The organism is Streptomyces sp. NPDC014907, assembly GCF_055562975.1.
Map to the genome: position 1 here is coordinate 391063 of NZ_JBVHEG010000005.1, position 26845 is coordinate 417907.

Below are 26845 nucleotides of genomic sequence, written 5' to 3' on the forward strand. Positions count from 1 at the left end.
GCGTTGACAAAACATACGGCTGATTGCATAGTTATGCCATCACCTTCTCCACCCCGGGTCGGGAAGGTGGCGGTACACCCACCCTCCCGAGGAGCAGTAGCTGTGAGCAGCAACAACGGTGACGTACGGCTCTGGGGCGGACGGTTCGCCGACGGTCCCGCCGAGGCCCTGGCGAAGCTGTCCGCGTCGGTCCACTTCGACTGGCGCCTCGCCCCGTACGACATCGCCGGCTCCCGCGCCCACGCACGCGTGCTGCACAAGGCGGGCCTGCTCACCCAGGACGAACTGACCCGCATGCTGGCCGGTCTCGACCGGCTGGAGGCGGACGTGGCGGACGGCTCCTTCGTCGGCACCCTCGCCGACGAGGACGTCCACACCGCCCTGGAGCGGGGCCTCCTGGAGCGCCTCGGCCCGGACCTCGGCGGCAAGCTGCGCGCCGGCCGGTCCCGGAACGACCAGGTCGCCACCCTCTTCCGGATGTACCTGCGCGACCACGCCCGGATCATCGGCGGCCTCCTCGCCGACCTCCAGGACGCCCTGGTCGGTCTCGCCGAGGCGCACGCGGACGTCGCCATGCCCGGCCGTACGCACCTCCAGCACGCCCAGCCGGTGCTCTTCGCCCACCACGTCCTCGCCCACGTCCAGTCCCTCTCCCGGGACGCCGAGCGGCTGCGCCAGTGGGACACCCGGACGGCGGTCTCCCCGTACGGCTCCGGCGCCCTCGCCGGCTCCTCCCTCGGGCTCGACCCGGAGGCGGTCGCGAAGGACCTCGGCTTCGAGCGGGGCAGCGCGGGCAACTCGATCGACGGCACGGCCTCCCGCGACTTCGTCGCCGAGTTCGCCTTCATCACGGCGATGATCGGGGTGAACCTCTCCCGGATCGCGGAGGAGATCATCATCTGGAACACGAAGGAGTTCTCCTTCGTCACCCTCCACGACGCCTTCTCCACCGGTTCGTCGATCATGCCGCAGAAGAAGAACCCCGACATCGCGGAGCTGGCCCGGGGCAAGTCCGGCCGTCTCATCGGCAACCTGTCGGGCCTGATGGCCACCCTCAAGGCCCTTCCGCTCGCGTACAACCGCGACCTCCAGGAGGACAAGGAGCCGGTCTTCGACTCCTGCGACCAGCTGGAGGTCCTGCTCCCCGCCTTCACCGGCATGATGGCCACGCTCACCGTCAACCGGGAGCGCATGGAGGAGCTGGCCCCGGCCGGCTTCTCGCTGGCCACGGACATCGCGGAGTGGCTGGTCAGGCAGGGCGTCCCGTTCCGGGTGGCGCACGAGGTGGCGGGCGAGTGCGTGAAGGTCGCCGAGGCCGGCGGCAAGGAGCTGGACGAGCTGACCGACGAGGAGTTCGCCAAGATCTCCGAGCACCTCACCCCCGAGGTCCGCACGGTCCTCGACGTCCCCGGCGCCCTCGCCTCCCGCGACGGACGCGGCGGCACCGCCCCCTCCGCCGTCGCCGTCCAGCTCGTGGAGGTCAAGGCGGACCTGGTGATCCAGCACGCCTGGGCCGAGGCCAAGAGGTAACCGTCCGTACGCGTTCCGCGCGCCGCCGCCCCCGGGCCCCGGGGGCGGCGGCGTCGTGCCGTCCGCGCCGGCGCGTGCCGCGCCCGGCCGTGCGGCGTCTCCAGCCAGTGCGACATCCACCATCCGAATGAGACGTCAACGTCTCATCTCATGTATGGTTGTCTCATGTCAGTCGACCGCACCCAGATGCTCCGCGCCGCCGCCGCCCTCCTCTCCCGGAAATCGACCGCCACCATGGACGAGGTCGCACGGGCCGCCGGGGTCGGCAGGGCCACGCTGCACCGGCACTTCGCCGGACGCGACGCCCTGGTGCGGGCGCTCGAAGAACTGGGCCTCCAGGAACTGGACGCGGCCCTCGACGCGGCCGGGATCGAGGAGGGACCCGAGGACGAGGCCGTACGCCGGCTCATCGCCTCCGTGGAACCCGTGGCGCCCCTGCTGTCGTTCCTCGTCAGTGAGAACCAGCTCTTCGAGGGCGACCGGCGGAACGAGGGCTGGGAGCGCATCGACGCCCGGATCTCCGCCCTCTTCCGGCGCGGCCAGGAGCGCGGCGTCTTCCGGATCGACCTGACCCCCGCCTGGCTCACCGAGGCCCTCTACGGGCTCGTGGGCTCCGGCACCTGGGCCGTGCAGGACGGCCGGGTCGCCGCCAAGGACTTCCAGTACATGATCGTCGAGTTGCTGCTCGGCGGAGCGCGCAGGAGCGTGGAGAAGTGAGCACCAACACCCTCAAGACCCCGACCCATACCGAGGGCGTCCGCGGTCCCGGCCGGTGGCTCGCCCTCTCCGTCCTCGTCCTGGCCGTACTGCTCGTGGCGGTCGACGCCACGGTGCTCGGCCTCGCCACCCCCTTCCTCTCCGAGGACCTCGAACCCACCGGCACCCAGCTCCTCTGGATCGGCGACGTCTACTCCTTCGTCATCGCCGGCCTCCTGGTCTCCATGGGAAGCCTCGGCGACCGCATCGGGCGCAAGAAGCTGCTCCTGGCCGGCGCCACCGCCTTCGGCGCCGTCTCCGTGCTCAACGCCTACGCGACCAGCCCGGAGATGATGATCGTCGCCCGCGCGCTCCTCGGCGTCGCCGGCGCGACCCTCATGCCGTCCACCCTGGCGCTCATCCGCAACCTGTTCCACGATCCGCGCGAGCGCAGTCTCGCCATCGGCATCTGGGGTGCCATGGCCTCCGCGGGCGCGGCCGTCGGCCCGGTCGTCGGCGGCTTCCTCCTGGAGCACTTCTGGTGGGGCTCGGTCTTCCTCATCAACCTGCCCGTCATGGCCGTCCTCGTCCTCGTCGGCATCAAGCTGATCCCCGAGTCGAAGAACCCGGCCCCGGGCCCCTGGGACCTGCCCAGCGTGGCGCTCTCCCTCGTCGGCATGATCGGCGTCGTCTACGCCGTCAAGGAGCTGGCCTCCCACGGCCTCTCGCCCGCCGTGGGCGTCTCCGCCGCCGCCGGAGCCGCGGCCCTCGCCTGGTTCGTCCGCAGGCAGCTGACCCTGCCCGCGCCCCTCCTGGACATGCGGCTCTTCCGCCACCGGGGCTTCTCCGGGGCCGTCCTCGCGGACCTGCTGACCATCCTGGGCCTCTCCGGCCTGGTGTTCTTCCTGTCCCAGTTCTTCCAGCTGGTCCAGGGCCGCCACCCCCTGGAGGCCGGACTCGCCGAACTGCCCGCCGCGGTCGGCGCCGTCACCGCGGGGCTGATCGCGGGCAGGGCGGCCCGCCGCTTCTCCGTACGGTCCGTGGTGGCCGGAGGCCTCGCGGCGGTCGGCGTCTCCCTCGCCGTCCTGACGACGCTCGACCAGCACACCGGCTATCCGCTGCTCGGCGGCGCCCTGCTCGTCGTCGGCGTCGGCGCGGGCTTCGCCTTCACCGTCACCGCCGACGTGATCCTCTCCAGCGTCCCCAAGGAGCAGGCCGGTTCCGCCTCCGCCGTCTCCGAGACCGCGTACGAACTGGGCGCCGCGCTCGGCATCGCCGTCCTCGGCTCGATCGTGACCGGCGTCTACCGGGGCTTCCCCACCCCGGCCGGCGTCCCCGCGGACGTCACGTCGGCCGCCCACGAATCCCTCGGCGGCGCGGTCGAGGCCGCCGGCGCCCTCGCCCCCGACACGTCGGCCGCCCTGGTGTCGGCCGCGCAGACGGCCTTCGTCGACGGCCTGCGGATCGCGGCCGGCGCCGGCGCGGCGGTCCTCCTCGCCACGGCCGCCGCCGCCTGGTTCCTGCTCAGGGGCCAGAAGCTGGAGGACGGCGTCGAGCACTGACGCCCCGCACAGGGAGGTGCCCCCGTACAGCCGGGCTGTACGGGGGCACCCTCACGCGTGCGCGTACGTCCTCACGCGGCCTTCGCCTTGGTGGCGTACATGTCCACGTACTCCTGCCCGGAGAGCCGCATCACCTCGGCCATCACCGAGTCCGTCACCGCCCGCAGGACGTAGCGGTCGCGGTCCATCCCCTCGTACCGGGAGAACTCCATCGCCTCGCCGAAGCGGACCGTCACCCGGCCCGGACGGGGGAAGCCCGCCCCGCCCGGCTGGATCTTGTCGGTGCCGATCATCGCGAACGGCACCACCGGCGCGCCGGTCATCAGGGTCAGCCGCGCGATCCCCGTGCGGCCCCGGTACAGCCGGCCGTCGGGGGAGCGGGTGCCCTCCGGGTAGATCGAGAAGACCTTGCCCTCGTCGAGCACCCGACGGCCCGTCATCAGCGCCGCCACGCCGCCGCGTCCGCCGTCCCGGTCCACCGGGATCATGCCGACGCTGGTGAAGAACCAGGCCATCGCCCGGCCCTTGAGGCCCTTGCCCGTCACGTACTCGTCCTTGCCGATGAAGTAGACCGGACGGTCCAGGCAGATCGGCATGATCATCGAGTCGATGAAGGTCAGGTGGTTGCCCGCGAGGATCACGGGACCCGTCCCCGGAACGTTCTCGGCGCCCTCCACGCGGGGGCGGAACATCAGGCGCATGACCGGCCCGAGCACTGCCTTGATGATCGCGAGACGGGACAACGGTTCCTCCGGTGGGAAGCGGGTCAGCCGAGGACGGACGAACTGACGGTGCGACTGGCGACGATACTCGCGGGTCACCTCCGCGCGCACATCGGGTTCACCGAACGGATACGCAGTGTTGACACGTGTTTCCGCCATGTTCGACGCAGGTCTGCCGTCCGTAGGGGGTCGGTGCCTAACGTCGGGGGCAGCGCCGTCAGGTGCGGGACATCACACCACGATCCACCCAGGAGGACCCTTCATGACCCAGGGCGAACGCCGGACCCCGGCACGGCGGACGGTCCTCGGCGCCGCGGGCGCCACCGTCCTCGGCGCCTCCGCGGCCCTCACGGCCGGCACCGCGCAGGCCGCCCCGGCCGCCGCGGCGAACCGTCCGCACGGCCGCGGCTACCGCTCCCTCCCCGTCCCCACGGTCATCGGCCACCGCGGCGCGAGCGGCTACCGCCCCGAGCACACCCTCGGCTCCTACCGGCTCGCCCTCGACCTCGGCGCCCACGTCGTCGAACAGGACCTCGTCCCCACCCGGGACGGACACCTGGTCTGCCGGCACGAGAACGACATCACCGGCACCACCGACGTCGCCGACCATCCCGAGTTCGCGTCCCGGAAGACCACCAAGACCGTCGACGGCACCCGGATCACCGGCTGGTTCACCGAGGACTTCACGCTCGCCGAGCTCAAGACCCTGCGGGCCCAGGAGCGCATCCCCGGCACCCGCCAGGAGAACACCCTCTACGACGGCCGCTGGACGGTCCCCACCTTCGAGGAGGTGCTGCGCTGGGCCGACGAGGAGGGCCGCCGCCGGGGCCGCGAGATCTGGCTGTACGTCGAGACCAAGCACCCCACGTACTTCCGCTCCCTCGGCCTCGGCCTGGAGGAACGGCTCGCGAAGCTCCTGCGCCGGTACGGACGCCACCGCGCCCACTCGCCCCTCATCCTCCAGTCCTTCGAGCCGAGCAGCGTCCGGCGCCTGGCGGAACTGGTCGACACCCCCGGCGTCGTCCTGCTCTCCGGGGCGAACAGCCGCCCGTGGGACTTCGTCGAGGCCGGGGACCCGCGCACGGTCGCGGACCTGATCACGCCCGGGGGCCTGCGCCGCATCGCCTCGTACGCGCGGGGCATCGGCCCCACGCTCGACCTGGTCATCCCCCGGGACGCGAACGGCCGGCTCGGCGCGCCGACCACCCTGGTCCGCGACGCCCACGCGGCCGGCCTGATCCTCCACCCGTACACGCACCGCAACGAGAACGCCTTCCTGCCCGCCGACTTCCGCCGCGGCACCGACCCGAACGCCTACGGCGACTCCATCGGCGCCCTGAAGCGGTACCTGGAGACGGGCATCGACGGCATCTTCTCCGACAACCCCGACACCGCCCTGCTCGCCGCCGAGGACCTCACCGGCCGCGGCTGAGGCGCGCGTCCGGGGGCCCGCCCGGCCCGCGGCGCCCGGGACGGACGGCCGCGCGGGTCCGCTCCCGGGCCCGCGCGACCCCCTCCCGGGTGGTTTACGCCCCCGCACCGGGACCACGGGCGCGCGGGCCCGGCATCGTGCGGGGCATGACCACCCCCGCCGTTCCGGAGCCGGCCGCCGGCCCCCGGACCGCCCCCGACGCGCGCGCCGGGCTCCTCGCCGCGCTCGCCCCGCTGCTCGCCGCCGAGTCGGTCGCCGAGGCCCCCGCCGCCGGCGTCGAACCCGGCGACCTGGAACAGGCCGTCTGGCTCCGCCTCCTCGAACGCCTCCAGGAGACGGGAGCCCCCGCGCGGCCCGCCGACTGGCTGCGCCGGGCCGTCCGCGCCGAGGCCCGCCGCGCCCGCCGGACCGGCGACCGGGAACGCCCCTACCGGGACGAACCCGCCCACGACCGGGACGGCTCCGGGTCCCACGGCTCCCCGGAGCACTCCCTGCTGGCCGACGAGCGCCGCCGCACGGTGCGCGCCGCCGTCACCCGCACCCCCGGCCGCTGCCCCGGGGTCCTCGCCGCGATGCTCGATCCGGGGGACCCCACCTACCGGGAAATCGCAGGAGAGTTGGGTATCTCACAGGGGAGTCTGGGGCCGATGCGTTCCCGTTGCCTGGGATGCCTGCGCAGAATGCTGGCTGCGGAGGTTCCCGCCCCGGACCGTCGGGGAAGGGTGCGGTAGACCGGTGATCGGCAGGGGAGCGGGAGGCGGGCACCCATGGGCCTGAGCGTGACCATCTCGGCGGCGGACGCGCGGGACGCGGAGCAGATCCTGAAGTTGCAGTACCTCTGCTATCAGGGCGAGGCGGAGCTGTACGGGGACTGGTCGATCGAACCGCTCACCCAGTCGCTCGACGCCCTGCGCGCCGAACTGGAGGAGGGGCACGGACTCGTGGCCCGGCTCGGCGACGAGGTCGTCGCCTCCGTACGGGCCAGGCTCGACGAGGACGGCACGGTGCGCATCGCCAAGCTCATCGTCCACCCGCGCATGCGGCGGCACGGTCTCGGCGGCCGCCTCCTCGACGGCATCGAACGCCACTTCGCGACCGCGCCCGCGCCGCCCGCCAAGCGCTTCCGGCTCTTCACCGGCCACCGCAGCGAGGGCAATCTGCGCCTCTACCGCCGCAAGGGGTACGCACCGGTCGGCACCCGCGAACTCGGCACCGGGCTCACCCTGGTGACCCTGGAGAAGGCCGCCTGACCCGGCGGCCCGGCGTCCGTCCCCGGCCCGGCGTCCGCCTGACCCGGCGTCCGTCCCCGGTCCGCGACCCGTCTCCGGTCCGCGACCCGTCTCCGGCCCGCCGCCCGCTCCCGGTCCGCCGGACGGGCGTCAGACCGCCGGCACCGCGCGCGACCGGCGCAGCCACCAGATGCCGGTCAGCGGCAGCAGCACCGGGATGAAGACGTAGCCGTAGCCGTACTTCGACCAGACGGTCGTGTCCGGGAAGGCGGACGGCTCGATCAGCGTCCAGGTCCCCACGACCAGGACGCCCGCGAGTTCGGCGGCGCAGCACACCAGCGCCGCCCTGCGGGCCGCCTCCCCGCCGCGCACCAGCGTGTACGTGATGAAGACGTAGACGACGGCCGCCACCGCCGACAGGCCGTACGCGAGCGGCGCCCGGTCGAACTCGGTGGCGATCTGGAAGGCCGAGCGGGAGACCGCGCCCACCGACATCACGCCGTACAGCCAGACGACCAGCATGCCCGGACCCGTGACGAGCCGGGTCCCCGTGCTCCCCGCGGCCCTCTCCTGCGTCCCGGTCATGGTCAGCCCACCGTCCAGATGTCGTAGAGACGCACTTCGAGCACGGCCAGCACGACCGCGCCCGCCGCCACCGTCGCCGAACCCCACCGGCTGCGCTCCGCGAGCGACATGAACCCGGCGATCGGCACCGCGCACAACGCGCCGAGCAGATAGGCGACGAAGATCGTCGCGCCCTCCTCGGCCTTCTCGCCGCGCGCCAGCTGCACGACGCCGACGATCAGCTGGACCAGGACCAGGAAGGTCACCACGGCCATGCCGATGAAGTGCCAGTCCTTGGTCGGCCGGTCGCGGAAGGCGGCGAAGCCGCACCAGGCGGCGAGGGCGAGCGCGGCCGCGGAGACCGCGACCGTCAGGGCGTCGAGCATGCGCCCGAGGGTATTACGGGCCGGGCGGCCCGACGCGCCCGGCCCTCCCCTCCCGGCCGCGCGGGCGCCCCTGTGTCCTCGGCCACAGCCCGCTCCGGACCGCTCCCCGGGAGGACCGGCCGGGCCCCGGAAAGACGCGGCGAGAAGGGCCCCCGGACCGTCCGCATGCCGTCTCAGGCATGTCCGCTATTCGGACAGGGCGCTTTCGTTCGCAGTCGCGCATGCTTTACTTGCAGACATGACCACGACGAGCAGCCGCATCCTTGCGACCGAGGCGACCACGACGCCCGGTGCTCGCCGCATGTGTCGAATGTGCGCCTTCTGAGGGCCCCCGCCCGAGTCCCGCGCCCCGAAGCGGGACCGACGGCAGCGCCGGTACCCGCCGAACGGCGGTGGACCGTGCCCGCCCCGCGCACCCGCCGGCGCCCGGCCACCCGCCGGACCGGCACCCCCGTGCGCCTGACTGTCCGATGACGAATGCCCCGTGCGTGACGGACCCCGCGTCGCGCACTCGACAGTGACGGAAACCCCTGTGATCACCACTTCGGGCCTGACCAAGGTCTACGAGTCGCGCGGCCGGCAGGTCACCGCTCTGGACGGCGTCGACCTCCACGTCCGCGAGGGCGAGGTGTTCGGCGTGATCGGCCAGAGCGGCGCCGGCAAGTCCTCCCTCATCCGCTGCGTCAACCTCCTGGAGCGCCCCACCTCCGGCACGGTGACCGTCGACGGCGTCGACCTCACCGCCCTCGCCGGCAGGGGCCGCCGCGCGGGCAAGGACCTGCGGCGGGCGCGCAGCGGCATCGGCATGGTCTTCCAGCACTTCAACCTGCTGTCCTCCCGCACGGTCAAGGACAACATCGAGCTGCCCCTGGAGATCCTCGGCGTCTCCGGTGCCGAGCGCTCCCGCCGCGCCCTGGAACTCCTCGACCTCGTCGGCCTCGCCGACAAGGCCAAGGCCTACCCCGGCCAGCTCTCCGGCGGCCAGAAGCAGCGCGTCGGCATCGCCCGCGCCCTCGCCGGCCGGCCCAAGGTCCTCCTCTCCGACGAGGCCACCAGCGCCCTCGACCCGGAGACCACCCGCTCCATCCTCCAGCTCCTGCGCGACCTCAACCGGCAGCTCGGCCTCACCGTCCTGCTCATCACGCACGAGATGGACGTCGTCAAGACCGTCTGCGACTCCGCCGCCCTCATGCGGCAGGGCCGGATCGTCGAGTCCGGCACGGTCGCCGGACTCCTCGCCACCCCCGGCTCCCGGCTGGCCGCCGAACTGTTCCCGGTGAGCGGCCGCGCCACCGGCGCCGACCGCACCGTCGTCGACGTCACCTTCCACGGCGAGGCCGCCGCCCGGCCGGTGATCTCCCGGCTCTCCCGCACGTACAACATCGACATCTCCATCCTCGGAGCCGCGATGGACACCGTCGGCGGGAAGCAGATCGGCCGCATGCGGATCGAACTGCCCGGCCGGTACGAGGAGAACGTCGTCCCGATCGGCTTCCTGCGCGAGCAGGGCCTCCAGGTCGAACCCGTCGAAGAACCGCACGAGGAGGGCGCGCCCGCGCTGCCCGTCCAGCGGCCCGTGCTCGCGAAGGAGAGTGCCAAGTGACCTGGGAAGAGATGCGCCCCCTGCTCGAACAGGGCACCGTCGACACGCTCTACATGGTCCTGTGGGCCACCGTCGTCACCGTCCTCGGCGGCCTGCCGCTCGGCATCCTCCTCGTCCTCACGGACAAGGGCGGACTGCTGCAGAACAAGCCGGTGAACAAGACCGTCGGTGCGATCGTGAACATCGGCCGCTCGCTGCCCTTCATCATCCTGCTGATCGCCCTGATCCCCTTCACCACCTTCGTCGTCGGCACCTTCATCGGCCCGACCGCGATGATCGTGCCGCTCGCCGTCGGCGCCGTCCCCTTCTTCGCGCGCCTCGTCGAGACCGCGATCCGCGAGGTCGACCACGGGCTCGTCGAAGCCGTCCAGGCCATGGGCGGCGGCATCCCCACCATCGTCCGCAAGGTCCTGCTCCCGCAGGCCCTGCCCTCCCTGGTCTCGGCCGTCACCACCACCGTGATCGTGCTCATCGGCTACTCCGCGATGGCCGGCGCGGTCGGCGGCGAAGGCCTCGGCTCCAAGGCCGTCACCTACGGATACCAGCGCTTCGACACCACCTTCATGCTCGTCACGGTGGTCGTCCTCGTCCTGATCGTGACCGTCGTCCAGCTCATCGGCGACGGAGCCGTCCGGCTCCTCGCCCGCCGGGGCCGCACCACCTGACGGCCCCCGGCCCCCACAGACTTCGTCCTTCGAAGAACAGTCCGGACTTGTTGTCCAGACGTCCACCGCTCCACCGGAAAGAGGCACTCTTCGTGCGCAAGAACATCAAGCTCGCCGCCGGCCTGGCCGCCGTCTCCTCCCTCGCCCTCGGCCTCACCGCCTGCGGCACCTCCTCCGACCCGTCCTCCTCCAAGGACCCGGCCGGCTCCGCCGGCAAGCCCCTCGTCGTCGCCGCGTCCCCGACGCCGCACGCCGACATCCTCGACTTCGTCAGGGACAACCTGGCCGGAAAGGCCGGCCTGAAGCTGGAGGTGAAGGAGTTCACGGACTACGTCCTGCCGAACACCGCCACCCAGTCCGGCCAGGTCGACGCCAACTTCTTCCAGCACAAGCCGTACCTCGACGACTTCAACCAGAAGAACAAGACCACCGTCGTCCCCGTGGTCAACGTCCACCTGGAGCCGCTGGGCCTCTACTCCAAGAAGCTGAAGTCGCTGAAGGACGTCAAGCCCGGCCAGACCGTCGCCGTCCCCAACGACACCACCAACGGCGGCCGCGCGCTCCAGCTCCTCGCCGACAACGGCCTGATCGTCCTCAAGGACGGCGTCGGCACCGGTGCCAAGCTCTCCGACATCACCGACAAGAAGGGCCTGGAGTTCAAGGAGCTGGAGGCCGCCACCGTGCCCCGCGCCCTGAACGACGTGGACGCCGCCGTCATCAACGGCAACTACGCCCTGGAGGCCGGGCTCCGGCCGGCGAAGGACTCCCTCGCCCTGGAGAAGGCGGAGGGCAACCCCTACGCCAACTTCCTCGCCGTCAAGAAGGGCAACGAGAAGGACGCCCGCGTCCAGAAGCTCGCCGCGCTCCTCAACTCGCCCGAGGTGAAGAAGTACATCGAGGACACCTACAAGGGATCGGTCGTCCCGGCCTTCGGGCCCGTCGAGTAGGACCCGGTGACCGAGGGGCCGTCAGAACGCCGCCCCCTCCCGGTCCTTGAGCCGAAGGCCCCCGCACCCCGGCCGGTGCGCGGGGCCTTCGGCGCCCCCGTCCCCACACCCGACCCGGCCATGCGCACCGGCGGCGGCATGCTGCATGCTGTGCGTTCACGGTCGATTCGGACGGTCCACGGCATGGAGCTGCGCATGACTACCACCTTTCCGGACATCTCCATCAACACGGACCGGCTGGTGCTGCGCGCGCTCGAGGAGGCGGACGTCCCCGCGCTCGCCGAGATGATGAACGACGAACTCGTCGGCGCCTGGACCGCCGTGCCCCAGCCCTGCACCGAGGCCGCCGCCCGTACCTGGATCACCCGGCACGCGCCCGCCGAACGCGCCGCCGGCCGCGGCCTCGACCTCGCCGTCACCGAGTTCCTCACCCAGCGCCTCGTCGGGGTGATCCGGCTGGACAACACCGACTGGCGGGTCCGCTCCACCGAACTCTCGTACATCGTCGCCCCCTGGGCCCGCGGCGAGGGCTACGCCTCCGAGGCCGCCCTCGCCACCGCCCGGTGGCTCTTCGGCGACCAGAGGTTCGAACGCCTGGAACTGCGCACCGCCGCCGACAACACCGCCGCCCAGCAGGTCGCCCAGAAGATCGGCTGCATCAGCGAGGGCGTCCTGCGCAACGCCTGCATAGCCCGCACCCGTACCGAGGACGGGAGCTGGACCGACCTGCGCACCGACTTCATCGTCTGGGGCCTCCTCCCCGAGGACCTCGACGACGCCGCCGACCAGATGGCCGAGGCCGGGTACTCCTCGTACACCGACTGGAGCTGATTCCCGGAGCCGATCCCGGGGTACGCTCGGCACGCCCCCGACCTGCGACAACACCACAGGGAGACAGACGACGATGGCCGACCGCGTCACGGTGATCGGCTGGGACGGCTCGCCCCTTTCCCCGGCGGCCCGGTCCGCGCTCTCCGCCGCCACGCTCGTGGCAGGAGCCGCCCACCACCTGGCCCGGCCGGAGGTGCCCCCCGCCGCCGAACGCATCCGGCTCGGCAGCGTCGACCTCGCCGCCCGCCGCATCGCGGGCCACCGCGGCACCGCCGTCGTCCTCGCCGACGGCGACCCCGGGTTCTTCGGCGTCGTGCGCACCCTGCGCGCCCCCGAGCACGGCCTGGAGGTCGAGGTCGTCCCCGCCGTCTCCTCCGTCGCCGCCGCCTTCGCCCGCGCCGGCATGCCCTGGGAGGACGCCCGGATCGTCGTCGCCCACCAGCGCACCCTGCGCCGCGCCGTCAACGTCTGCCGCGCCCACCCCAAGGTCGCCGTCCTCACCTCGCCGGGCGCCGGCCCCGCCGAACTCGCCCTCCTCCTCGACGGGGTCCACCGCACCTTCGTCGTCTGCGAGGAACTGGGCACCGAACGCGAACGGGTCTCCGTCCTCACCTCCGACAAGGCCGCCGACCACAGCTGGCGCGACCCCAACGTCGTCCTCGTCATCGGCGGGGGCGGCGGTGCCCCCGCCGCCCCCTGGCTGGCGGGCCACGACCCCGCCGTCCACCCCGTACGGGGCTGGGGCCTGCCCGCCGGGGAGTACGACTCCGAGGAGCACGGCCCCGGAACCGGCACCGTCCGGACGGGCGCGGGCGCGGACCCCGCCCTCCGCGCCGCCCAGCTGGCCCGGCTCGGCCCCCGCACCGGCGACCTCGTCTGGGACGTCGGCTGCGGGGGAGGGGCCTTCTCCGTCGAGGCGGCCCGTTTCGGCGCCGCCGTCATCGCCGTCGACGCCGACCCGGACGCCTGCGCCCGCACCGAGGCCGCCGCCCGCCGCCACGGCGTCCCGCTCCAGGCCGTGCCGGGCCGCGCCCCGCACGTCCTGGAGAGCCTGCCCGAACCCGACGTCGTGCGGATCGCGGCCGGCGGCGTCCAGGTCGTCACCGCCTGCACCGACCGGCGCCCGGAGCGCATCGTCGCCCACGCCTCCACCCGTGACGAGGCCGAGGCGATCGGCGCCGCCCTCATCGCGGGCGGCTACCTCACCGAGAGCGTCCTCCTCCAGACCGTCGGCCTCGACCCGGACACCTGGTCGGAACGCGATCGTTCGGCCGTCTTCCTGCTCTCCGGACGCAGGATCGAACGCGCCCCCTGACCCGGCCGCCCCACCGGGCCAGGTAGGCTGGCCGATTGTTGTACCGCGTCCGGACACTCGTCGCTTCGTGTGCCGATGTCCCGAATGGGTGGCCCTCCGGGGGCCCTCGGCGCGGTACGCGACGAGGGGGGACCGCGCGACGTGGCGCAGTCCACAAGCGCATCGTGGCGGATCTTCCCGCCACGGGGGCCGGAGGTCGCGACAATGTGTCAGTGTCCGCGTCCTTCGTGCCGCGCGGCGCGCGCGCTCGTTCTTCTCGACGGGCGCAGGTCTGAAGGAACACAAGCGATGGGCGAGGGGTACGCATGACGGACACCGGCCAGGTCCCGGGCGAGGGGCTGCCGGAGAACGCAGGCATGGTCGAGCAGCCGGGCATCCCCGCACCGGGCGCGTACACCTTCCTGGACCCCTCCGAGCACACACCCGAGGACGACGACCTGCTCCTGATGCCGGGCGCCCAGGGCGCCTGGAGCGAGCACCCGCCGGGCGTCGTGCCCGCGCCGCCGGTCGCCGTGCCGCCCCCGCCGGCCCCGGTGGTCCCGCACCAGGGCGTGCCGCACGCGGCGGCCCCGCACCAGGAGGCCCCGGCCCCGGCGGGCGATCCGCTGACCGACCCGCTCCCGGAGCCCGCCGCCCCCGGCGACGCGCCGGCCGCCCCGTGGCACGGGACCCCGCCGCAGGGCGTGCCGACCGACCCGTTCACCGGCACCCCGGCGCACGGCGTCCCGGCGGCCGGCACCCCGGCGCACGGCGTCCCCACGGCCCCGCAGGAGCCGGTCACCACCGACCACGGTTACGAGCCCGGCATCCTCGACACCGGGGCGCACGAGGCCGCCGGCCGGGACACGGGCTCCGTCGACCTCGGTGCCGTCCGCACGCCGCACACCGCCCCGACCCCGCCGCCCGCCCGCCGCCCGCTGCACATGGGCCCGCCCGTGCCCGAGGGCACCGGCGGCGTGGTGCGCTCGCTGGCCGACCGGGGCCCGGCCACCGCGCCCGCCCCGGCCCCGCAGCCCGTTCCGGAGCCCCTCGTGGCCACCGGCCCCGCCCCCGTGCCGGTCCGGAACCCGGGCCCGCCCACCACGGGCCCCGAGTACTTCGACATCGCGCAGGAGCAGCAGCCCGCGCCGCAGGGCGCCGAGCCGTGGCCCGCGCAGCCGCAGGAGCGGGGCCCCGCAGAAACGGTCGTCCCGCAGTCGGGCGGGTTCGTCCAGGTGGAGGGTTCCGTCCCGACCGCCCCGCACCTGGCCCCGACGCCCGCCCCGGTGGCGGAGACCATGACCGGTGCCCCGGCCGAACCCGCCGCCGAGACGGCTCCCGCGCCGGAGGAGGCGCCCGAGGCCGCCGTGGCGCCCGGCACCGTCGTGCCCGCGCCGCGCGAGGCCGAGCCCGCCGCCGTGGCGCCCGAGCCCACGGAGCCGGAAGCCGCAGCGCCCACGACGCCTGAAACCGCCGTGCCCGCGCCCGTCGAGGCCGCCGTGCCCGCGCCGGACGAGACCGTCGCGCCCGTCGAGGCCGCCGTGCCCGCGCCGGACGAGCCCGCCGTGCCGGTCGAGGCCGCCGTGCCCGCGCCGGACGGGACCGGGCAGATCCCGGGGAACGCGCCCGAGGCGCCCGTGCCGACGGAACTGCCGGAGGAGCGGGCCCCCGAGGAGCGGGAGAGCACCCCGGAAGCCCCCCTGGCGGAACCGCTTCCGCCGACCGGGGAGACCGTGGAAACGGCGGAACCGGAGACGGAGACCGCCGCCGCCGGGGAACAGATCCAGGGACAGTCCCCGGAACCGGTCCGGGAGCAGACCCGGGAACCGGCCCCCGCCACGGAACCGGCCCCCGTCGAGGAGCAGGTCCCGGCCGGGGAGCAGGTTCCGGCCGGGGAACAGGCCTCGACCGAGGAGCCGGCCCCGGCCTCCGTCGAAGCCGCGCTCCCCGCCGAAGACCCGGCCCCCGCCCAGGACCCGGCTCCCGCCGACGCCCCGGCTCCCGCCGACGCCCCGGCTCCCGCCGACGCCCCGGCTCCCGCCGGCGAGGCCCCCGACGGCCCCGGCCAGGAGGACGCCGTTCCGGCTCCCGCGCGGCAGGAGCGGACCGCCCCGGCCCCCGGGTACGACGAGGCCGAGCGGGACGCGGTCCTGCGGGTGATGCGGGAGCGCCGCGACATCCGCAACGGCTTCCGTTCCGACCCGATCCCGCACGAGGTGCTGCTCCGCGTCCTGGAGGCCGCGCACACGGCGCCCAGCGTCGGCCACTCGCAGCCCTGGGACTTCGTCGTCATCCGCTCCGCCGAGACCCGGCAGGCGATGCACGAGCTGGCCCGGAAGCAGCGCGAGGCGTACGCCCAGTCGCTGCCGAAGGCCCGGGCGAAGCAGTTCAAGGAACTGAAGATCGAGGCCATCCTCGACACCCCGGTCAACATCGTCGTGACCGCCGACCCCACCCGGGGCGGCCGCCACACGCTCGGCCGCCACACGCAGCCGCAGATGGCCCCGTACTCCTCCGCGCTCGCGGTCGAGAACCTCTGGCTCGCGGCCCGAGCCGAAGGCCTCGGCGTCGGCTGGGTCAGCTTCTTCGACGAGCGCGAGATGGTCCGCGCCCTCGGCCTCCCCGAGCACCTCGAAGTGGTCGCGTACCTGTGCGTGGGGTACGTGGACGAGTTCCCCGAGGAGCCCGAGCTGGTGCAGGCGGGCTGGTCCAGGCGCCGCCCGCTGGCCTGGGTCGTCCACGAGGAGACGTACGGCCGCCGCGCCCTGCCCGGCGAGGAGCCGCACGACCTCCTCCAGGAGACCGTCGCGAACATCCGCCCGCTGGACGCCAAGGCGCTCGGCGAGGCGTGGGAGCGCCAGAAGCGGATGACCAAGCCCGCCGGCGCGCTCGGCATGCTGGAGATCATCTCCGCCCAGCTCTCCGGCCTCTCCCGGATGTGCCCGCCGCCGATCCCGGAGCCCGCGGCCGTCGCGATCTTCGCCGGCGACCACGGCGTGCACGCCCAGGGCGTCACCCCCTGGCCGCAGGAGGTCACCGCCCAGATGGTGGCCAACTTCCTCGGCGGGGGAGCGGTCTGCAACGCCTTCGCCAACCAGGTGGGCGCCGAGGTCTGCGTCGTCGACGTGGGCGTCGCCGCCGAACTCCCGGCCACCCCGGGCCTCCTTCCCCGCAAGGTCCGCCCCGGCACCGGCGACTTCACCACGGGCCCCGCGATGAGCCGCGAAGAGGTCCTGGCGGCGATCGAGGTCGGCGTCGAGACCGCGCGCGACCTGGTCGCGGCGGGCAACAAGGCCCTGCTCACCGGTGAGATGGGCATCGCGAACACCACCGCGTCCGCCGCCCTGATCTCGGTCTACACCGGTGTGGACCCGGCCGAGGTCACGGGCCGGGGGACCGGCATCAACGACGAGACGCACGCCCGCAAGGTCGACGTGGTCCGCCGTGCCCTCGCCCTGCACGAGCCCGACCCGGAGGACCCGATCGGCGTCCTCGCGGCGGTCGGCGGCCTGGAGCACGCGGCCCTCGTGGGCCTGATCCTGGGGGCGGCCTCCCTGCGCACCCCGGTCGTCCTCGACGGCGTCTCCACCGGAGCGGCGGCGCTCGTGGCCCGGGCGATCGCGCCCGAGGCGCTCGCGGCCTGCATCGCGGGCCACCGCAGCGCCGAGCCGGGGCACGTGGCGGCCCTGAACAAGCTGGGCCTGCGTCCCCTGGTCGACCTGGACCTCCGCCTCGGCGAGGGGACGGGCGCGCTGCTCGCCCTCCCGCTGGTGCAGAGCGCGGCCCGCGCGATGCACGAGGTGGCCACGTTCGACGCCGCGGGGATCACCGAGAAGTAGCACCCCTCCGCGCGTCTCCCCGCCCGCCGGCGCGGCGGGGAGACGCGCGGGGCCGCGCCCGGGCACGCGGAGCGCGACCCGGGCGCCGCCGGACGGCCCGGACGGCGGGCGCGGCCGGACGGGCCCGGGACGGCGGGCGCGGCCGGTCACGCGGTTTCCGGGCACGAACCCGGGCGGCTCCGCGCGCACCCGCCCCCGGGAGATCCGTCACAGAGTGGCACCCCCGGGCCACCGATATCGTGTGTCGGACGAACAGCGTCCCACCAGCCGCTCCACCGCCGCAGCGGCCCGCACCTGCCACGCCCCGAGGAGCCGCTCACCCATGGCCAAGAACGCCGGGCCCGTCGAGCCCGCAGAGAAGGCGACGCACCCCGCCTACCCCGTCGGCCTGCGCCTCACCGGCCGCCGCGTCGTCGTCCTCGGCGGCGGCCAGGTCGCCCAGCGCCGCCTCCCCGCCCTGATCGCGGCGGGCGCGGACGTCACGCTGATCTCGCCCTCCGCGACCCCGTCCGTGGACGCGATGGCCGGGACGGGCGAGATCACCTGGATCAGGCGCCGGTACGAGGAGGGCGACCTCGCCGGGGCCTGGTACGTCCTGGTCGCCACCACCGACCCGGCCGCGAACGCCACCGCCTCCGCCGAGGCCGAGCGCTCCCGGATCTGGTGCGTCCGCTCGGACGACGCGGAGGCGGCCACCGCCTGGACCCCGGCCACCGGCCGGGACGAGGGCGTCACGGTGGCGGTGCTCACCGGCCACGACCCGCGCCGCTCGGCCGCCGTGCGGGACGCGATCGTGGAGGGGCTGCGGGACGGCTCGCTCGCGGCCCGGCAGCACCGGGCCCGCGCCCCGTTCGTGGCCCTGGTCGGCGGCGGTCCCGGCGACCCGGACCTCATCACGGTGCGCGGCCGCCGCCTGCTCGCGGAGGCCGATGTGGTGATCGCGGACCGGCTCGGCCCCCGCGACCTGCTCGACGAGCTGCCCCCGCACGTCGAGGTGATCGACGCGGCGAAGATCCCGTACGGCCGGTTCATGGCCCAGGAGGCCATCAACAACGCGCTGATCGAGCACGCGAAGGCGGGGAAGTCCGTCGTCCGTCTGAAGGGCGGCGACCCCTTCGTCTTCGGCCGGGGCATGGAGGAGGCGCAGGCGCTCGCCGCCGCGGGCATCGCCTGCACGGTCGTGCCGGGCATCTCCAGCTCGATCTCGGTCCCGGGCGCGGCCGGCATCCCGGTCACGCACCGGGGAGTGGCCCACGAGTTCACCGTGGTCAGCGGCCACGTCGCCCCCGACGACCCGCGCTCCCTGGTGGACTGGGCCTCGCTCGCCAAGCTCACCGGCACCCTCGTGATCCTCATGGGCGTCGACAAGATCGGAAGGATCGCGGAGGCGCTCATCGCCCACGGCAAGGACCCGGAGACCCCGCTGGCCCTCGTCCAGGAGGGCACGACGGCCGCCCAGCGCCGGGTGGACGCGACGCTCGCGACGGTCGCGGAGACCGTCCGGGCGGAAGAGGTCCGTCCGCCGGCGGTCGTCGTCATCGGCGACGTCGTCGGGGAGAACCCGGACCGCCTGGTCGGCTAGCGACACGACACCCGGGGAAGACCCCGAACAGACCCCCACTGGCACCCCACCCGGACAAGGCAGTATCACCCCGTGGCCGAACCCCTCACGATCGACGCCCCCGACGACCCGCGCCTGCGCGACTACACGGACCTGACCGACGTCGAGCTGCGCCGCAGACGCGAGCCGGCCGAGGGCCTGTTCATCGCGGAGGGCGAGAAGGTCATCCGACGGGCCCTGCGGGCCGGGTACGAGATGCGGTCCATGCTGCTCTCGGCCAAGTGGGTCGGGGCCATGCGGGACGTCATCGACGAGACCGGCGCGCCGGTGTACGTGATCGAGCCGGACCTGGCGGAACGCGTCACCGGCTACCACGTGCACCGGGGCGCCCTCGCGTCCATGCGGCGCAAGCCCCTCCCGGACGCCGCCGGGGTGCTCGCCGGCGCCCGCCGGGTCGTGGTCATGGAGTCGGTCAACGACCACACCAACATCGGCGCCGTCTTCCGCAGCGCCGCCGCCCTCGGCATGGACGCGGTCCTGCTCTCCCCGGACTGCGCGGACCCGCTCTACCGGCGCTCGGTGAAGGTCTCCATGGGCGCGGTCTTCTCCGTCCCGTACGCCCGCCTGGAGGACTGGCCGCGGAGCCTGGAGACCGTACGGGAGGCGGGCTTCGAACTGCTGGCGCTCACCCCGGCGGAGGAGGCGGTCTCCATCGACGAGGCGGCCCCGCACCGGATGGACCGGGTGGCGCTGATGCTGGGCGCGGAGGGCGAGGGCCTGTCGGCGCGGGCCCTGCGGGCCGCCGGCACGTGGGTCCGCATCCCGATGGCCCACGGCGTGGACTCGCTCAACGTGGGCGCGGCGGCCGCCGTCGCCTTCTACGCTGTGGTGACGGGCCGGCCGGAGTCCTGAGGGGCCCGCCCGCGCGGGGCGGCTCAGCCCTGGAGGGCCTGCGCGGCGGCGATGCCCAGGGCGACGACGAGGGTCACGACCACGAAGACGAAGAGCCGCTGGCGCAGCAGCCGGGGGTTGGCGGGACGGCGGCCCGTCGCGGTGGAACGGGCCCCGGGCCTGGTGCCCGGACGGGACCGCGGGTCCCGCGAGCCCCCGGTCCGCGGCCCGGCGGAGGGGCGCGACGACGGCCCGGGACCGCGCCCCTGACCCCGCTCGGGCCCGCGCCCCCGGGTGTCCCGCTCGGTGTACCGCTCGGTCGGCCGGGCGGTACCGCGCTCCTCGGCCCGCTCCCGCTGCACGGGCGGCCGGGCGGCCGGGAGGCCCTGCGCCTCGCGCGCCGCGATCTCCTTGAGCCGCATCGACAGCTGGAGCGTGCTGGGACGGTCCTCGGGGTCCTTCGCGAGACAGGCCCTGATCAGCGGCGCCAGCGCGTCCGGCACGCCGTGCAGCTGCGGCTCCTCGTGCACGACCCGGTAGAGCATGACCTCGGAACTGCCGTGCCCGAAGGGGGAGTCGGCCATCGCCGCGTACGCCAGGGTGGCGCCGAGCGAGAACACGTCGGTCGCGGGGGTGACGGCCGCGCCGCGCACCTGCTCGGGGGCGAGGAAGCCGGGCGACCCGACGGCCGTGCCCACGTGGGTCAGGGTGCTGGCGCCGGTGGCCCACGCGATGCCGAAGTCGATGATGCGGGGGCCCTTGGGGGAGAGCAGGATGTTGGACGGCTTCAGGTCCCGGTGCACCACCCCGGCCTCGTGGACGGCGACCAGGCCCTCCGAGAGCGCGGCCCCGATCGTGGCCACGTCGGCGGCGCGCAGCGCGCCCTCCTCCGCGACCCGGTCGTGCAGGGAGGGGCCGGGCACGTACTGGGTGGCGAACCAGGGGCGTTCGGCCTCCAGGTCGGCGGCGACCAGCCGGGCCGTGCAGCCGCCGCGGATGCGCCGGGCCGCCGACACCTCGCGGGCGAACCTCGACCGGAACTCCTGGTCCTCGGCCAGGTCGGGCCGGATCACCTTCAGCGCCACCCGCTGACCGCGCCGGTCGGACCCCAGGTACACGACGCCCATTCCGCCGGCCCCCAGCCTGCGGTGGAGCCGGAACGACCCGACGATCCGCGGGTCCTCGCGCCGGAGCCGCATCATCGCCATGTCCGTCCCCTCGTCCGTTCGACGTGGCACAGCTTACGTAGTGGCGCCCGCACGCGCTCATAGGCCGCGCCCTCGCACCGGGACCGATTGTCGGCACGGTACGGGCCCCCGCGGCCGGACCCTCCCCGGGCGGCTCCCAACCGCCCTCCCCGAGAACCCACTTGACGGAACGTTCCGTGTGCCGTCCGCCGTCCAGGAGGGGCGCCTCCCGGCCCCGTGAACCGGGAGGCGCCCCCGACGATCAAGGAAGTGAGCGATGTCACGTCGTTCTCCACCCGTCCGGCCCCCTCCCGCGTCCCCTCCGGGAAGACCCCGGGTCGCGCGGGCCGCGTCTCCACCCAGGGGAGTACGCCGCGCGGGCGGGCGTCATCCTCGGGGAGGCCCGCAAGCCGGTACGCGGGCATGACGTCCCGGCGCCCCCCGCTCCCTAGGGTGGTGGTCATGCGGCAGGCGCGGCACTCGTCCCCCGAGATCACGTGCCTGCCGCGCCACACGACGGGAGAGGAACCATGGCCCACACGGCACCACGGACGACACCCCGGCCTCCGGGTCACCGTCACCCCCTGGTGGCCACCGCCATGGTCCTTCCCCTCGCGGCCCTGCTCGTGGTCGTCTTCGGCGGCTGGGAGGCGGTGGTCACACACGCGTCGTCCGTGGGCGTGATGCTGGGGCGCTGAACGGCGCCCCCGGTCCGGGAGAGCGGCCCGGGCCGGGGCATCCGGCCGTCAGCCCCGTGGGGACGGGGGTGCGGCGGACGACAGCGCGGGGGCCGGTCGGCCGGGAAGCCGACCGGCCCCCGCGCGTTCCCGTCCCGCGCACGGGCGCTCGCGGTGAACCGGACGGGCCGCCCGGCCGGAACCGGACCGCGCCCACCCCGTACGCTCCCGGCGTGACCCCCTCCGTCCCGCCCCCGCCGGTCCCGCCCCCGCCCGCTCCGCCCGTCCGGCTCGCCGCCCTCGCCCGCGCCGCCGCCCACCCGCCGGGCGCCCCCTGTCGCTGCGCGGACGGCCTGGTCGGGGTGCTGGCGGACCGGGACGACGGGACGGTCGTGCGCCACGGGGCGCTCGTCGCCAAGGCCCACGCCCCGGACACCGACCCCGAGGCGCACCGCGCGCGCCTCGCGCTGGCCGCCCACCCGGCCGTCGCCGGAGTGTTCCTGCCGCCCCTCCCGCCGCCGGGGACCGCCCCGGACGCACTCGACGGACGTCCCGTCACCCTCTGGCCGTACGGCCCGCCCGTCGATCCGGAGGACCCCGACGCCGCCCCCTGGGAGGAGGCGGCCCGGCTCCTCGCCCGGCTCCACCGCACCCCGCCCCCGCCGGAGGCCGCCGACCGGCTCCCCGCGGCGCGGGCACCGCTCAAGGCGGCGCTCGCGGTGGAGCGGATGCGGCGGGCGGCGCCGGACCACCCGGCCGCGGCCGCGGTCCTCGGCGCCTGGGGGACGGTTCCCGAACGTCCCGCGGGGGCGTTCCGGACGCTCTGCCACGGCGACTTCCACCTCGGCCAGCTCGTCCGCTCCGCAGGCCCCCCGCCCCCGTCCGGTCCGCCGTCCTGGCGGCTCATCGACATCGACGACCTCGGCCTCGGCGATCCCGCCTGGGACCTGGCCCGCCCGGCCGCCTGGTTCGCGGCCGGCATCCTGCCCCCGGAGATCTGGTCCCGTTTCCTGGACGCGTACCGGGAGGCGGGCGGGCCGGCGGCGGGCGCCGACCCCTGGGGCCGGCTCGACGTGCCCGCGCGGGCCCTGGCGGCGCAGACGGCCGCCCTGGCCCTGGTGAAGTCCACGGCCGGGCGCCGGCCGCTCGACGAGGTCGAGGAGATGATGGTCGACGCCTGCGTCCGCATCGCCGGACGGCGAACCGGGTAGGCGTTCCCGGCGTCCCCATAAGGTGAAGCCAGCATTCGAACGGCGATGTCAGGGAGTTGAGCCGAGCATGCAGTGTCCCAAGTGCCATGCGGCCATGCACACGTACAACCGCAACGGTGTCCAGATCGAGCAGTGCAGCGGATGCCGGGGCATCTTCCTGGACTACGGCGAGCTGGAGGCCCTGACCCGCCTGGAGTCCCAGTGGGGCCAGCAGGCCCCGCCGGCCCCCGGCGGCTACCCGGCGCAGCCGGCCCCCGCCGCCCCGGCCTGGGGAGCCCCGCACCACGGCGGTCACCACGGGGGCGGCCACTACCGCCAGCGCGGCTTCGGCCGGATGCTCTTCTCCTCCTGAGGGGAGCCGGTGACACCGGTCGGCCCCTGCGGGGTGCCGGCCGGCACGCCCCGGCCCGGCGGGCACGAAGGAGCCCCCGGCCGCGAAACGCGGCCGGGGGCTCCTTGCTGTGGTGCGCGATACTGGGATTGAACCAGTGACCTCTTCCGTGTCAGGGAAGCGCTCTCCCGCTGAGCTAATCGCGCGGGCCGGACACGACGTGCCCGGGGGTGCTGCGTACTGCGTGCGCGATACTGGGATTGAACCAGTGACCTCTTCCGTGTCAGGGAAGCGCTCTCCCGCTGAGCTAATCGCGCGGGGGACCCGAAGGTCCGGTGGACGATACTGGGATTGAACCAGTGACCTCTTCCGTGTCAGGGAAGCGCTCTCCCGCTGAGCTAATCGTCCTTGGAGGTGGAGACGGGATTTGAACCCGTGTAGACGGCTTTGCAGGCCGTTGCCTCGCCTCTCGGCCACTCCACCAGGAGTGAATACAGGGGTTCGGGAAGATCCCCCACATCGAGCGGACGACGAGATTCGAACTCGCGACCCTCACCTTGGCAAGGTGATGCTCTACCAACTGAGCCACGTCCGCTTGTCGTTTCCGGTCCGCTTGCGCGTCCCGGCGACGTGTTGAACTCTAGCGGATTCCCGGGCCAGTACAAAAACGCGTTTCCGCAGCGTGCTGACCTGCGGGCCGACCGGGCGCGCGCCGGGACGGGCCCGGTCGCGGTCCCGGGGCCCGGCACGGCGTCCACCCCCGTGCCGCCCGGGCCGCTGCCGTCCTCCCGGCGGACCTAGACTCGAAGCGTGCACGACCTCGCCCCCCTGGCCCGTTTCGGCGGCCTCGTCGCGACCGACCTCCGGGACGTGACCCACGACCCCGCGGCCCTGGACTCCACCGGCTTCTGGGCCGTCTGCGCGGACTTCGAGGGGCGCCTGACCTGCGCCCGCTTCGGGGACGTGCGGCCGGACCCGGTGCCCCCGCCCGTGCCGGGGGCCTGGCGCGGCCCCGCCGCGGACGCCTGGACGTCCTCCCTCGACCGCGCCGCCTACACGGCGGGCGTACGGCGCGTGCGCGAGCACATCGCGCGCGGCGAGGTCTACCAGGCGAACCTCTGCCGGGTGCTGACCGCGCCGCTGCCGGACCCGGCCGCCGCCGACGTGGACGCCCTCACCGCGCTCCTCGCCCGGGGCAACCCGGCTCCGTACGCCGGAACGATTCGCCTGCCCGCCCACGGCGTGGAGGTCGCCACCGCCTCCCCGGAGCTCTACCTGCGCAGGGAAGGGGCCCGGATCTCCTCCGGCCCCATCAAGGGGACCGGCCGCACCGCCGCCGACCTCCTCCCCAAGGACCACGCGGAGAACGTGATGATCGTCGACCTGGTCCGCAACGACCTGGGACGCGTCAGCGAGACCGGCTCCGTCACCGTCCCCGCCCTCTGCGCGGTCGAGGAGCACCCCGGCCTCGTCCACCTCGTCTCCACGGTCGACGGCCTGCTGCGCGAGGACGCCGGCTGGCCCGAACTGCTCGCCGCCACCTTCCCGCCCGGATCGGTCACCGGCGCCCCCAAGTCCAGCGCGCTGCGGATCATCGAGGCCCTGGAGGCCGGGCCCCGGGGCCCGTACTGCGGGGGCGTCGGCTGGGTGGACGCCGACGCGGGCACCGGCGAGCTGGCCGTCGGCATACGCACCTTCTGGATCGACCGCGCCGAAGGCGTGCTGCGCTTCGGCACCGGCGCGGGGATCACCTGGGGCTCCGACCCGGAGCGCGAGTGGGAGGAGACCGAGCTGAAGGCGTCCCGGCTGGTCGCGATAGCGTCGGGCGCCTACGAGTCAGGCGCCCTCGGGGCGACCGGAAAGGCCATTCCTCGATGAAACTCTGGGTCAACGGCGGTCTGCACGACGCGGAAACCGCCCGGGTCTCCGTACTGGACCACGGACTGACCGTCGGCGACGGCGTCTTCGAGACGGTCAAGGCGGAACGTGGCGAAACGTTTGCTCTCACCCTCCACCTGGAGCGCCTCACCCGCTCGGCGCGCGGCCTCGGCCTGCCCGATCCTGACCTCGACGAGGTCCGCCGCGCCTGCGCCGCCGTCCTGGAGGCCAACCCGGTCGAGCTCGGCCGGCTCCGCATCACGTACACCGGAGGCCTCTCCCCGCTCGGATCGGAGCGCGGGGACGCCGGGACCAGCCTCGTCGTCGCCCTCGGCGGGACCGTCCGCCGCCCCGACTCCACCGCCGTGATCACCGTGCCCTGGACCCGCAACGAGCGCGGCGCCCTCACCGGCCTCAAGACCACCTCGTACGCCGAGAACGTCGTCGCCCTCGCCAGGGCCCGCGAGCACGGGGCGTCCGAGGCGCTCTTCGCCAACACGGCGGGGCGGCTCTGCGAGGGCACCGGCTCCAACGTCTTCGTCGTGGTCGACGGCCGCCTCCTCACCCCGCCCGTCTCCTCCGGCTGCCTCGCGGGCATCACCCGCGCCCTCGCCGTGCGGTGGACCGGCGCGGAGGAGGCCGACCTGCCGATGGACGTCCTGGAGAGCGCCGACGAGGTCTTCCTGACCTCGACGCTCCGCGACGTGCAGGCCGTGCACCGGGTCGACGGGCGGGAGCTGTCGTCCGCGCCCGGCCCGGTGACCGCCAAGGCCATGCGGGTCTTCGACGAGCACGCGGCCCGCGACCGGGACCCGCTCCTCGGCTGAGACGCGGCCGGGCCCCGCGAAACCCGATGGCGGACGGGGCGCGGGATGGGTAGAACACCTCTGATGACCACCACCCTGCGGCCGGCCGAGCCGCTTCAGCAGTCGCCCGACGGCGGCCGTTCCCGTACCTACGACGTGTGTGTGAACAGCCGCCGCGTCGGCTCCGTCCGTCTCGCCACCGACCCCGCCTTCGGCGCCGCCTCGGGGGTGATCGAGGACATCCGGATCGACGGGCCGGACCGGGGCCGGGGCCGGGGCACGGTCGCCGCGCTCGCCTCCGAGGAGGTGCTGCGGAGCTGGGGCTGCGTCCAGGTGCGGGTGTCGGTGCCCGCCGGCGCCGGAGCGGCGCTGCGCACGGCCCGCGCGCTCGGCTACACCGAGCGCAGCCGGAACATGGTCAAGGAACTGCCCGCCGTCCCTCCCGCGCTGCCGGAGGGCGCCGAGGTCCGGCCGATGACCGGGGCCGAGTTCGCCGTGTGGGAGGAGCGGGCCCAGGAGGCCTTCGCGCGGAGCTGGATCGAGCGCGGCGTCCCCGAGGAGCAGGCCCGCGCCAAGGCCGAGAACAGCCATCGGGCGCTCCTCCCCGACGGTCTCGCCACCCCCGGCGCGGCGATCCACGTCCTCGTCCGCGACGGCCGGTCCGCCGGCTTCCTGTGGACCGGCCGGACCGAACTCGAACCGGGGCGGCCGGCGGCCTACGTGTACGACATCGAGGTCCGGGAGGAGGAGCGCGGGCGCGGCCACGGCAGGACGCTGATGCTGCTCGCCGAGCGGGTCGCGCGGGAGGCCGGGGAGACCCTGCTCGGACTGCACGTCTTCGCGGGCAACACCCCGGCGATCCGGCTCTACGAGTCGCTCGGCTACCGCACGACCCACGTCAACAGCGCCAAGTCGCTGCTGTAGCCCCGGGTCGCGCCGGTCCCGCCGGCCGTCCGCGTCCCCCCCTGTCCGCGTCCCCGCCGTCCCGCGCCCGGTCCCGGCC

General features: G+C 74.5%; 23 protein-coding genes and 5 tRNA genes. 19 read left to right on the plus strand and 9 right to left on the minus strand.

All coding sequences use genetic code 11. The features are described from left to right. Nucleotides 1-102: 102 nt before the first annotated feature. From argH to ACZ3IL_RS16960, 3 genes are all read left to right on the plus strand, one after another. Nucleotides 103-1530: an argininosuccinate lyase gene (argH, locus tag ACZ3IL_RS16950; protein WP_467391080.1), complete on the plus strand. Its 1428-nt coding sequence runs from the start codon at nt 103-105 to the stop codon at nt 1528-1530. 165 nt (nt 1531-1695) lie between these two features. Continuing rightward, nucleotides 1696-2247 carry a TetR/AcrR family transcriptional regulator gene (locus tag ACZ3IL_RS16955; RefSeq protein WP_467391082.1) on the plus strand — a complete coding sequence of 184 codons (552 nt, stop codon included), beginning with the start codon at nt 1696-1698 and terminating at the stop codon, nt 2245-2247. Continuing rightward, the gene (locus ACZ3IL_RS16960; protein WP_467391084.1) at nt 2244-3788 is read left to right on the plus strand and encodes an MFS transporter; all 1545 of its coding nucleotides are present in this window, start codon (nt 2244-2246) and stop codon (nt 3786-3788) included. The genes ACZ3IL_RS16955 and ACZ3IL_RS16960 overlap by 4 nt, the downstream gene beginning before the upstream one ends. A 71-nt stretch (nt 3789-3859) precedes the next feature. Here the strand turns inward: ACZ3IL_RS16960 and ACZ3IL_RS16965 are convergent, their stop codons facing one another. Next, entirely contained in the window at nt 3860-4531 is a 672-nt protein-coding gene (locus ACZ3IL_RS16965) for a lysophospholipid acyltransferase family protein (RefSeq protein WP_467391086.1), read from the minus strand. 241 nt (nt 4532-4772) lie between these two features. Here ACZ3IL_RS16965 and ACZ3IL_RS16970 point away from each other — a divergent pair, with 241 nt between their 5' ends. From ACZ3IL_RS16970 to ACZ3IL_RS16980, 3 genes are all read left to right on the plus strand, one after another. Beyond that, nucleotides 4773-5942, plus strand: a complete 1170-nt coding sequence (locus ACZ3IL_RS16970; protein ID WP_467391088.1) for a glycerophosphodiester phosphodiesterase — start codon at nt 4773-4775, stop codon at nt 5940-5942. Nucleotides 5943-6088: 146 nt separating this feature from the next. Beyond that, entirely contained in the window at nt 6089-6673 is a 585-nt protein-coding gene (locus tag ACZ3IL_RS16975; protein ID WP_467391090.1) for a sigma-70 family RNA polymerase sigma factor, read from the plus strand. 36 nt (nt 6674-6709) lie between these two features. After that, complete coding sequence (locus tag ACZ3IL_RS16980; RefSeq protein ID WP_467391092.1) at nt 6710-7192, plus strand: GNAT family N-acetyltransferase; 483 nt, start codon at nt 6710-6712, stop codon at nt 7190-7192. Between the two features lie 129 nt (nt 7193-7321). Here the strand turns inward: ACZ3IL_RS16980 and ACZ3IL_RS16985 are convergent, their stop codons facing one another. Together ACZ3IL_RS16985 and ACZ3IL_RS16990 are read right to left on the minus strand one after the other, a co-directional pair. After that, a complete protein-coding gene (locus tag ACZ3IL_RS16985; protein WP_467391094.1) occupies nt 7322-7756 on the minus strand; it encodes a hypothetical protein in 435 nt (144 codons plus the stop codon). A gap of 2 nt (nt 7757-7758) precedes the next feature. After that, entirely contained in the window at nt 7759-8121 is a 363-nt protein-coding gene (locus ACZ3IL_RS16990) for a hypothetical protein (RefSeq protein WP_467391096.1), read from the minus strand. Nucleotides 8122-8653: 532 nt separating this feature from the next. On the opposite strand from ACZ3IL_RS16990, the gene ACZ3IL_RS16995 reads away from it, so the two are divergent. From ACZ3IL_RS16995 to ACZ3IL_RS17030, 8 genes are all read left to right on the plus strand, one after another. Then, entirely contained in the window at nt 8654-9724 is a 1071-nt protein-coding gene (locus ACZ3IL_RS16995; protein WP_467391098.1) for a methionine ABC transporter ATP-binding protein, read from the plus strand. Continuing rightward, nucleotides 9721-10389 (plus strand): methionine ABC transporter permease, encoded by a 669-nt coding sequence (locus ACZ3IL_RS17000; RefSeq protein ID WP_467391100.1) that lies wholly within the window; start codon nt 9721-9723, stop codon nt 10387-10389. The genes ACZ3IL_RS16995 and ACZ3IL_RS17000 overlap by 4 nt, the downstream gene beginning before the upstream one ends. Nucleotides 10390-10481: 92 nt before the next feature. After that, on the plus strand, nt 10482-11336 hold the full coding sequence (locus ACZ3IL_RS17005) for a MetQ/NlpA family ABC transporter substrate-binding protein (RefSeq protein ID WP_467391102.1): 855 nt from the start codon (nt 10482-10484) through the stop codon (nt 11334-11336). A 195-nt stretch (nt 11337-11531) separates the two neighbouring features. Then, nucleotides 11532-12167: a GNAT family N-acetyltransferase gene (locus ACZ3IL_RS17010; RefSeq protein WP_467391104.1), complete on the plus strand. Its 636-nt coding sequence runs from the start codon at nt 11532-11534 to the stop codon at nt 12165-12167. A 73-nt stretch (nt 12168-12240) separates the two neighbouring features. Next, entirely contained in the window at nt 12241-13482 is a 1242-nt protein-coding gene (gene cbiE / locus ACZ3IL_RS17015) for a precorrin-6y C5,15-methyltransferase (decarboxylating) subunit CbiE (RefSeq protein WP_467391106.1), read from the plus strand. A gap of 305 nt (nt 13483-13787) precedes the next feature. Further along, nucleotides 13788-17300 (plus strand): nicotinate-nucleotide--dimethylbenzimidazole phosphoribosyltransferase, encoded by a 3513-nt coding sequence (gene cobT, locus ACZ3IL_RS17020; RefSeq protein WP_467391108.1) that lies wholly within the window; start codon nt 13788-13790, stop codon nt 17298-17300. A 322-nt stretch (nt 17301-17622) separates the two neighbouring features. Continuing rightward, nucleotides 17623-18882 (plus strand): uroporphyrinogen-III C-methyltransferase, encoded by a 1260-nt coding sequence (cobA, locus tag ACZ3IL_RS17025; RefSeq protein WP_467391110.1) that lies wholly within the window; start codon nt 17623-17625, stop codon nt 18880-18882. 72 nt (nt 18883-18954) lie between these two features. Then, nucleotides 18955-19773, plus strand: a complete 819-nt coding sequence (locus ACZ3IL_RS17030; RefSeq protein WP_467391112.1) for a TrmH family RNA methyltransferase — start codon at nt 18955-18957, stop codon at nt 19771-19773. A 23-nt stretch (nt 19774-19796) separates the two neighbouring features. Here ACZ3IL_RS17030 and ACZ3IL_RS17035 read toward each other — a convergent pair whose 3' ends face one another. Further along, the gene (locus ACZ3IL_RS17035; RefSeq protein ID WP_467391344.1) at nt 19797-20960 is read right to left on the minus strand and encodes a serine/threonine-protein kinase; all 1164 of its coding nucleotides are present in this window, start codon (nt 20958-20960) and stop codon (nt 19797-19799) included. An 889-nt stretch (nt 20961-21849) separates the two neighbouring features. Here ACZ3IL_RS17035 and ACZ3IL_RS17040 point away from each other — a divergent pair. Then, entirely contained in the window at nt 21850-22827 is a 978-nt protein-coding gene (locus ACZ3IL_RS17040; RefSeq protein ID WP_467391115.1) for a phosphotransferase family protein, read from the plus strand. Between the two features lie 67 nt (nt 22828-22894). Further along, entirely contained in the window at nt 22895-23179 is a 285-nt protein-coding gene (locus ACZ3IL_RS17045; RefSeq protein WP_467391116.1) for a TFIIB-type zinc ribbon-containing protein, read from the plus strand. Between the two features lie 110 nt (nt 23180-23289). On the opposite strand, the gene ACZ3IL_RS17050 is transcribed toward ACZ3IL_RS17045, so the two are convergent. The 5 genes from ACZ3IL_RS17050 to ACZ3IL_RS17070 all read right to left on the minus strand — a co-directional run bounded on the left by ACZ3IL_RS17050 (nt 23290) and on the right by ACZ3IL_RS17070 (nt 23753). After that, nucleotides 23290-23364, minus strand: a tRNA-Val gene (locus ACZ3IL_RS17050). A gap of 39 nt (nt 23365-23403) precedes the next feature. Then, nucleotides 23404-23475 (minus strand) — tRNA-Val (locus tag ACZ3IL_RS17055). Between the two features lie 19 nt (nt 23476-23494). Next, nucleotides 23495-23566, minus strand: a tRNA-Val gene (locus ACZ3IL_RS17060). A gap of 1 nt (nt 23567) precedes the next feature. Further along, nucleotides 23568-23641, minus strand: a tRNA-Cys gene (locus ACZ3IL_RS17065). 39 nt (nt 23642-23680) lie between these two features. Next, nucleotides 23681-23753 (minus strand) — tRNA-Gly (locus tag ACZ3IL_RS17070). Between the two features lie 215 nt (nt 23754-23968). Here ACZ3IL_RS17070 and ACZ3IL_RS17075 point away from each other — a divergent pair. The 3 genes from ACZ3IL_RS17075 to ACZ3IL_RS17085 all read left to right on the plus strand — a co-directional run bounded on the left by ACZ3IL_RS17075 (nt 23969) and on the right by ACZ3IL_RS17085 (nt 26766). Next, on the plus strand, nt 23969-25036 hold the full coding sequence (locus ACZ3IL_RS17075; RefSeq protein ID WP_467391118.1) for a chorismate-binding protein: 1068 nt from the start codon (nt 23969-23971) through the stop codon (nt 25034-25036). Further along, the gene (locus ACZ3IL_RS17080) at nt 25033-25863 is read left to right on the plus strand and encodes an aminotransferase class IV (RefSeq protein WP_467391120.1); all 831 of its coding nucleotides are present in this window, start codon (nt 25033-25035) and stop codon (nt 25861-25863) included. Before ACZ3IL_RS17075 ends, ACZ3IL_RS17080 begins: the two co-directional genes overlap by 4 nt. A 63-nt stretch (nt 25864-25926) precedes the next feature. Then, nucleotides 25927-26766 (plus strand): GNAT family N-acetyltransferase, encoded by an 840-nt coding sequence (locus ACZ3IL_RS17085; RefSeq protein ID WP_467391122.1) that lies wholly within the window; start codon nt 25927-25929, stop codon nt 26764-26766. The last annotated feature ends 79 nt before the right edge of the window (nt 26767-26845 follow it).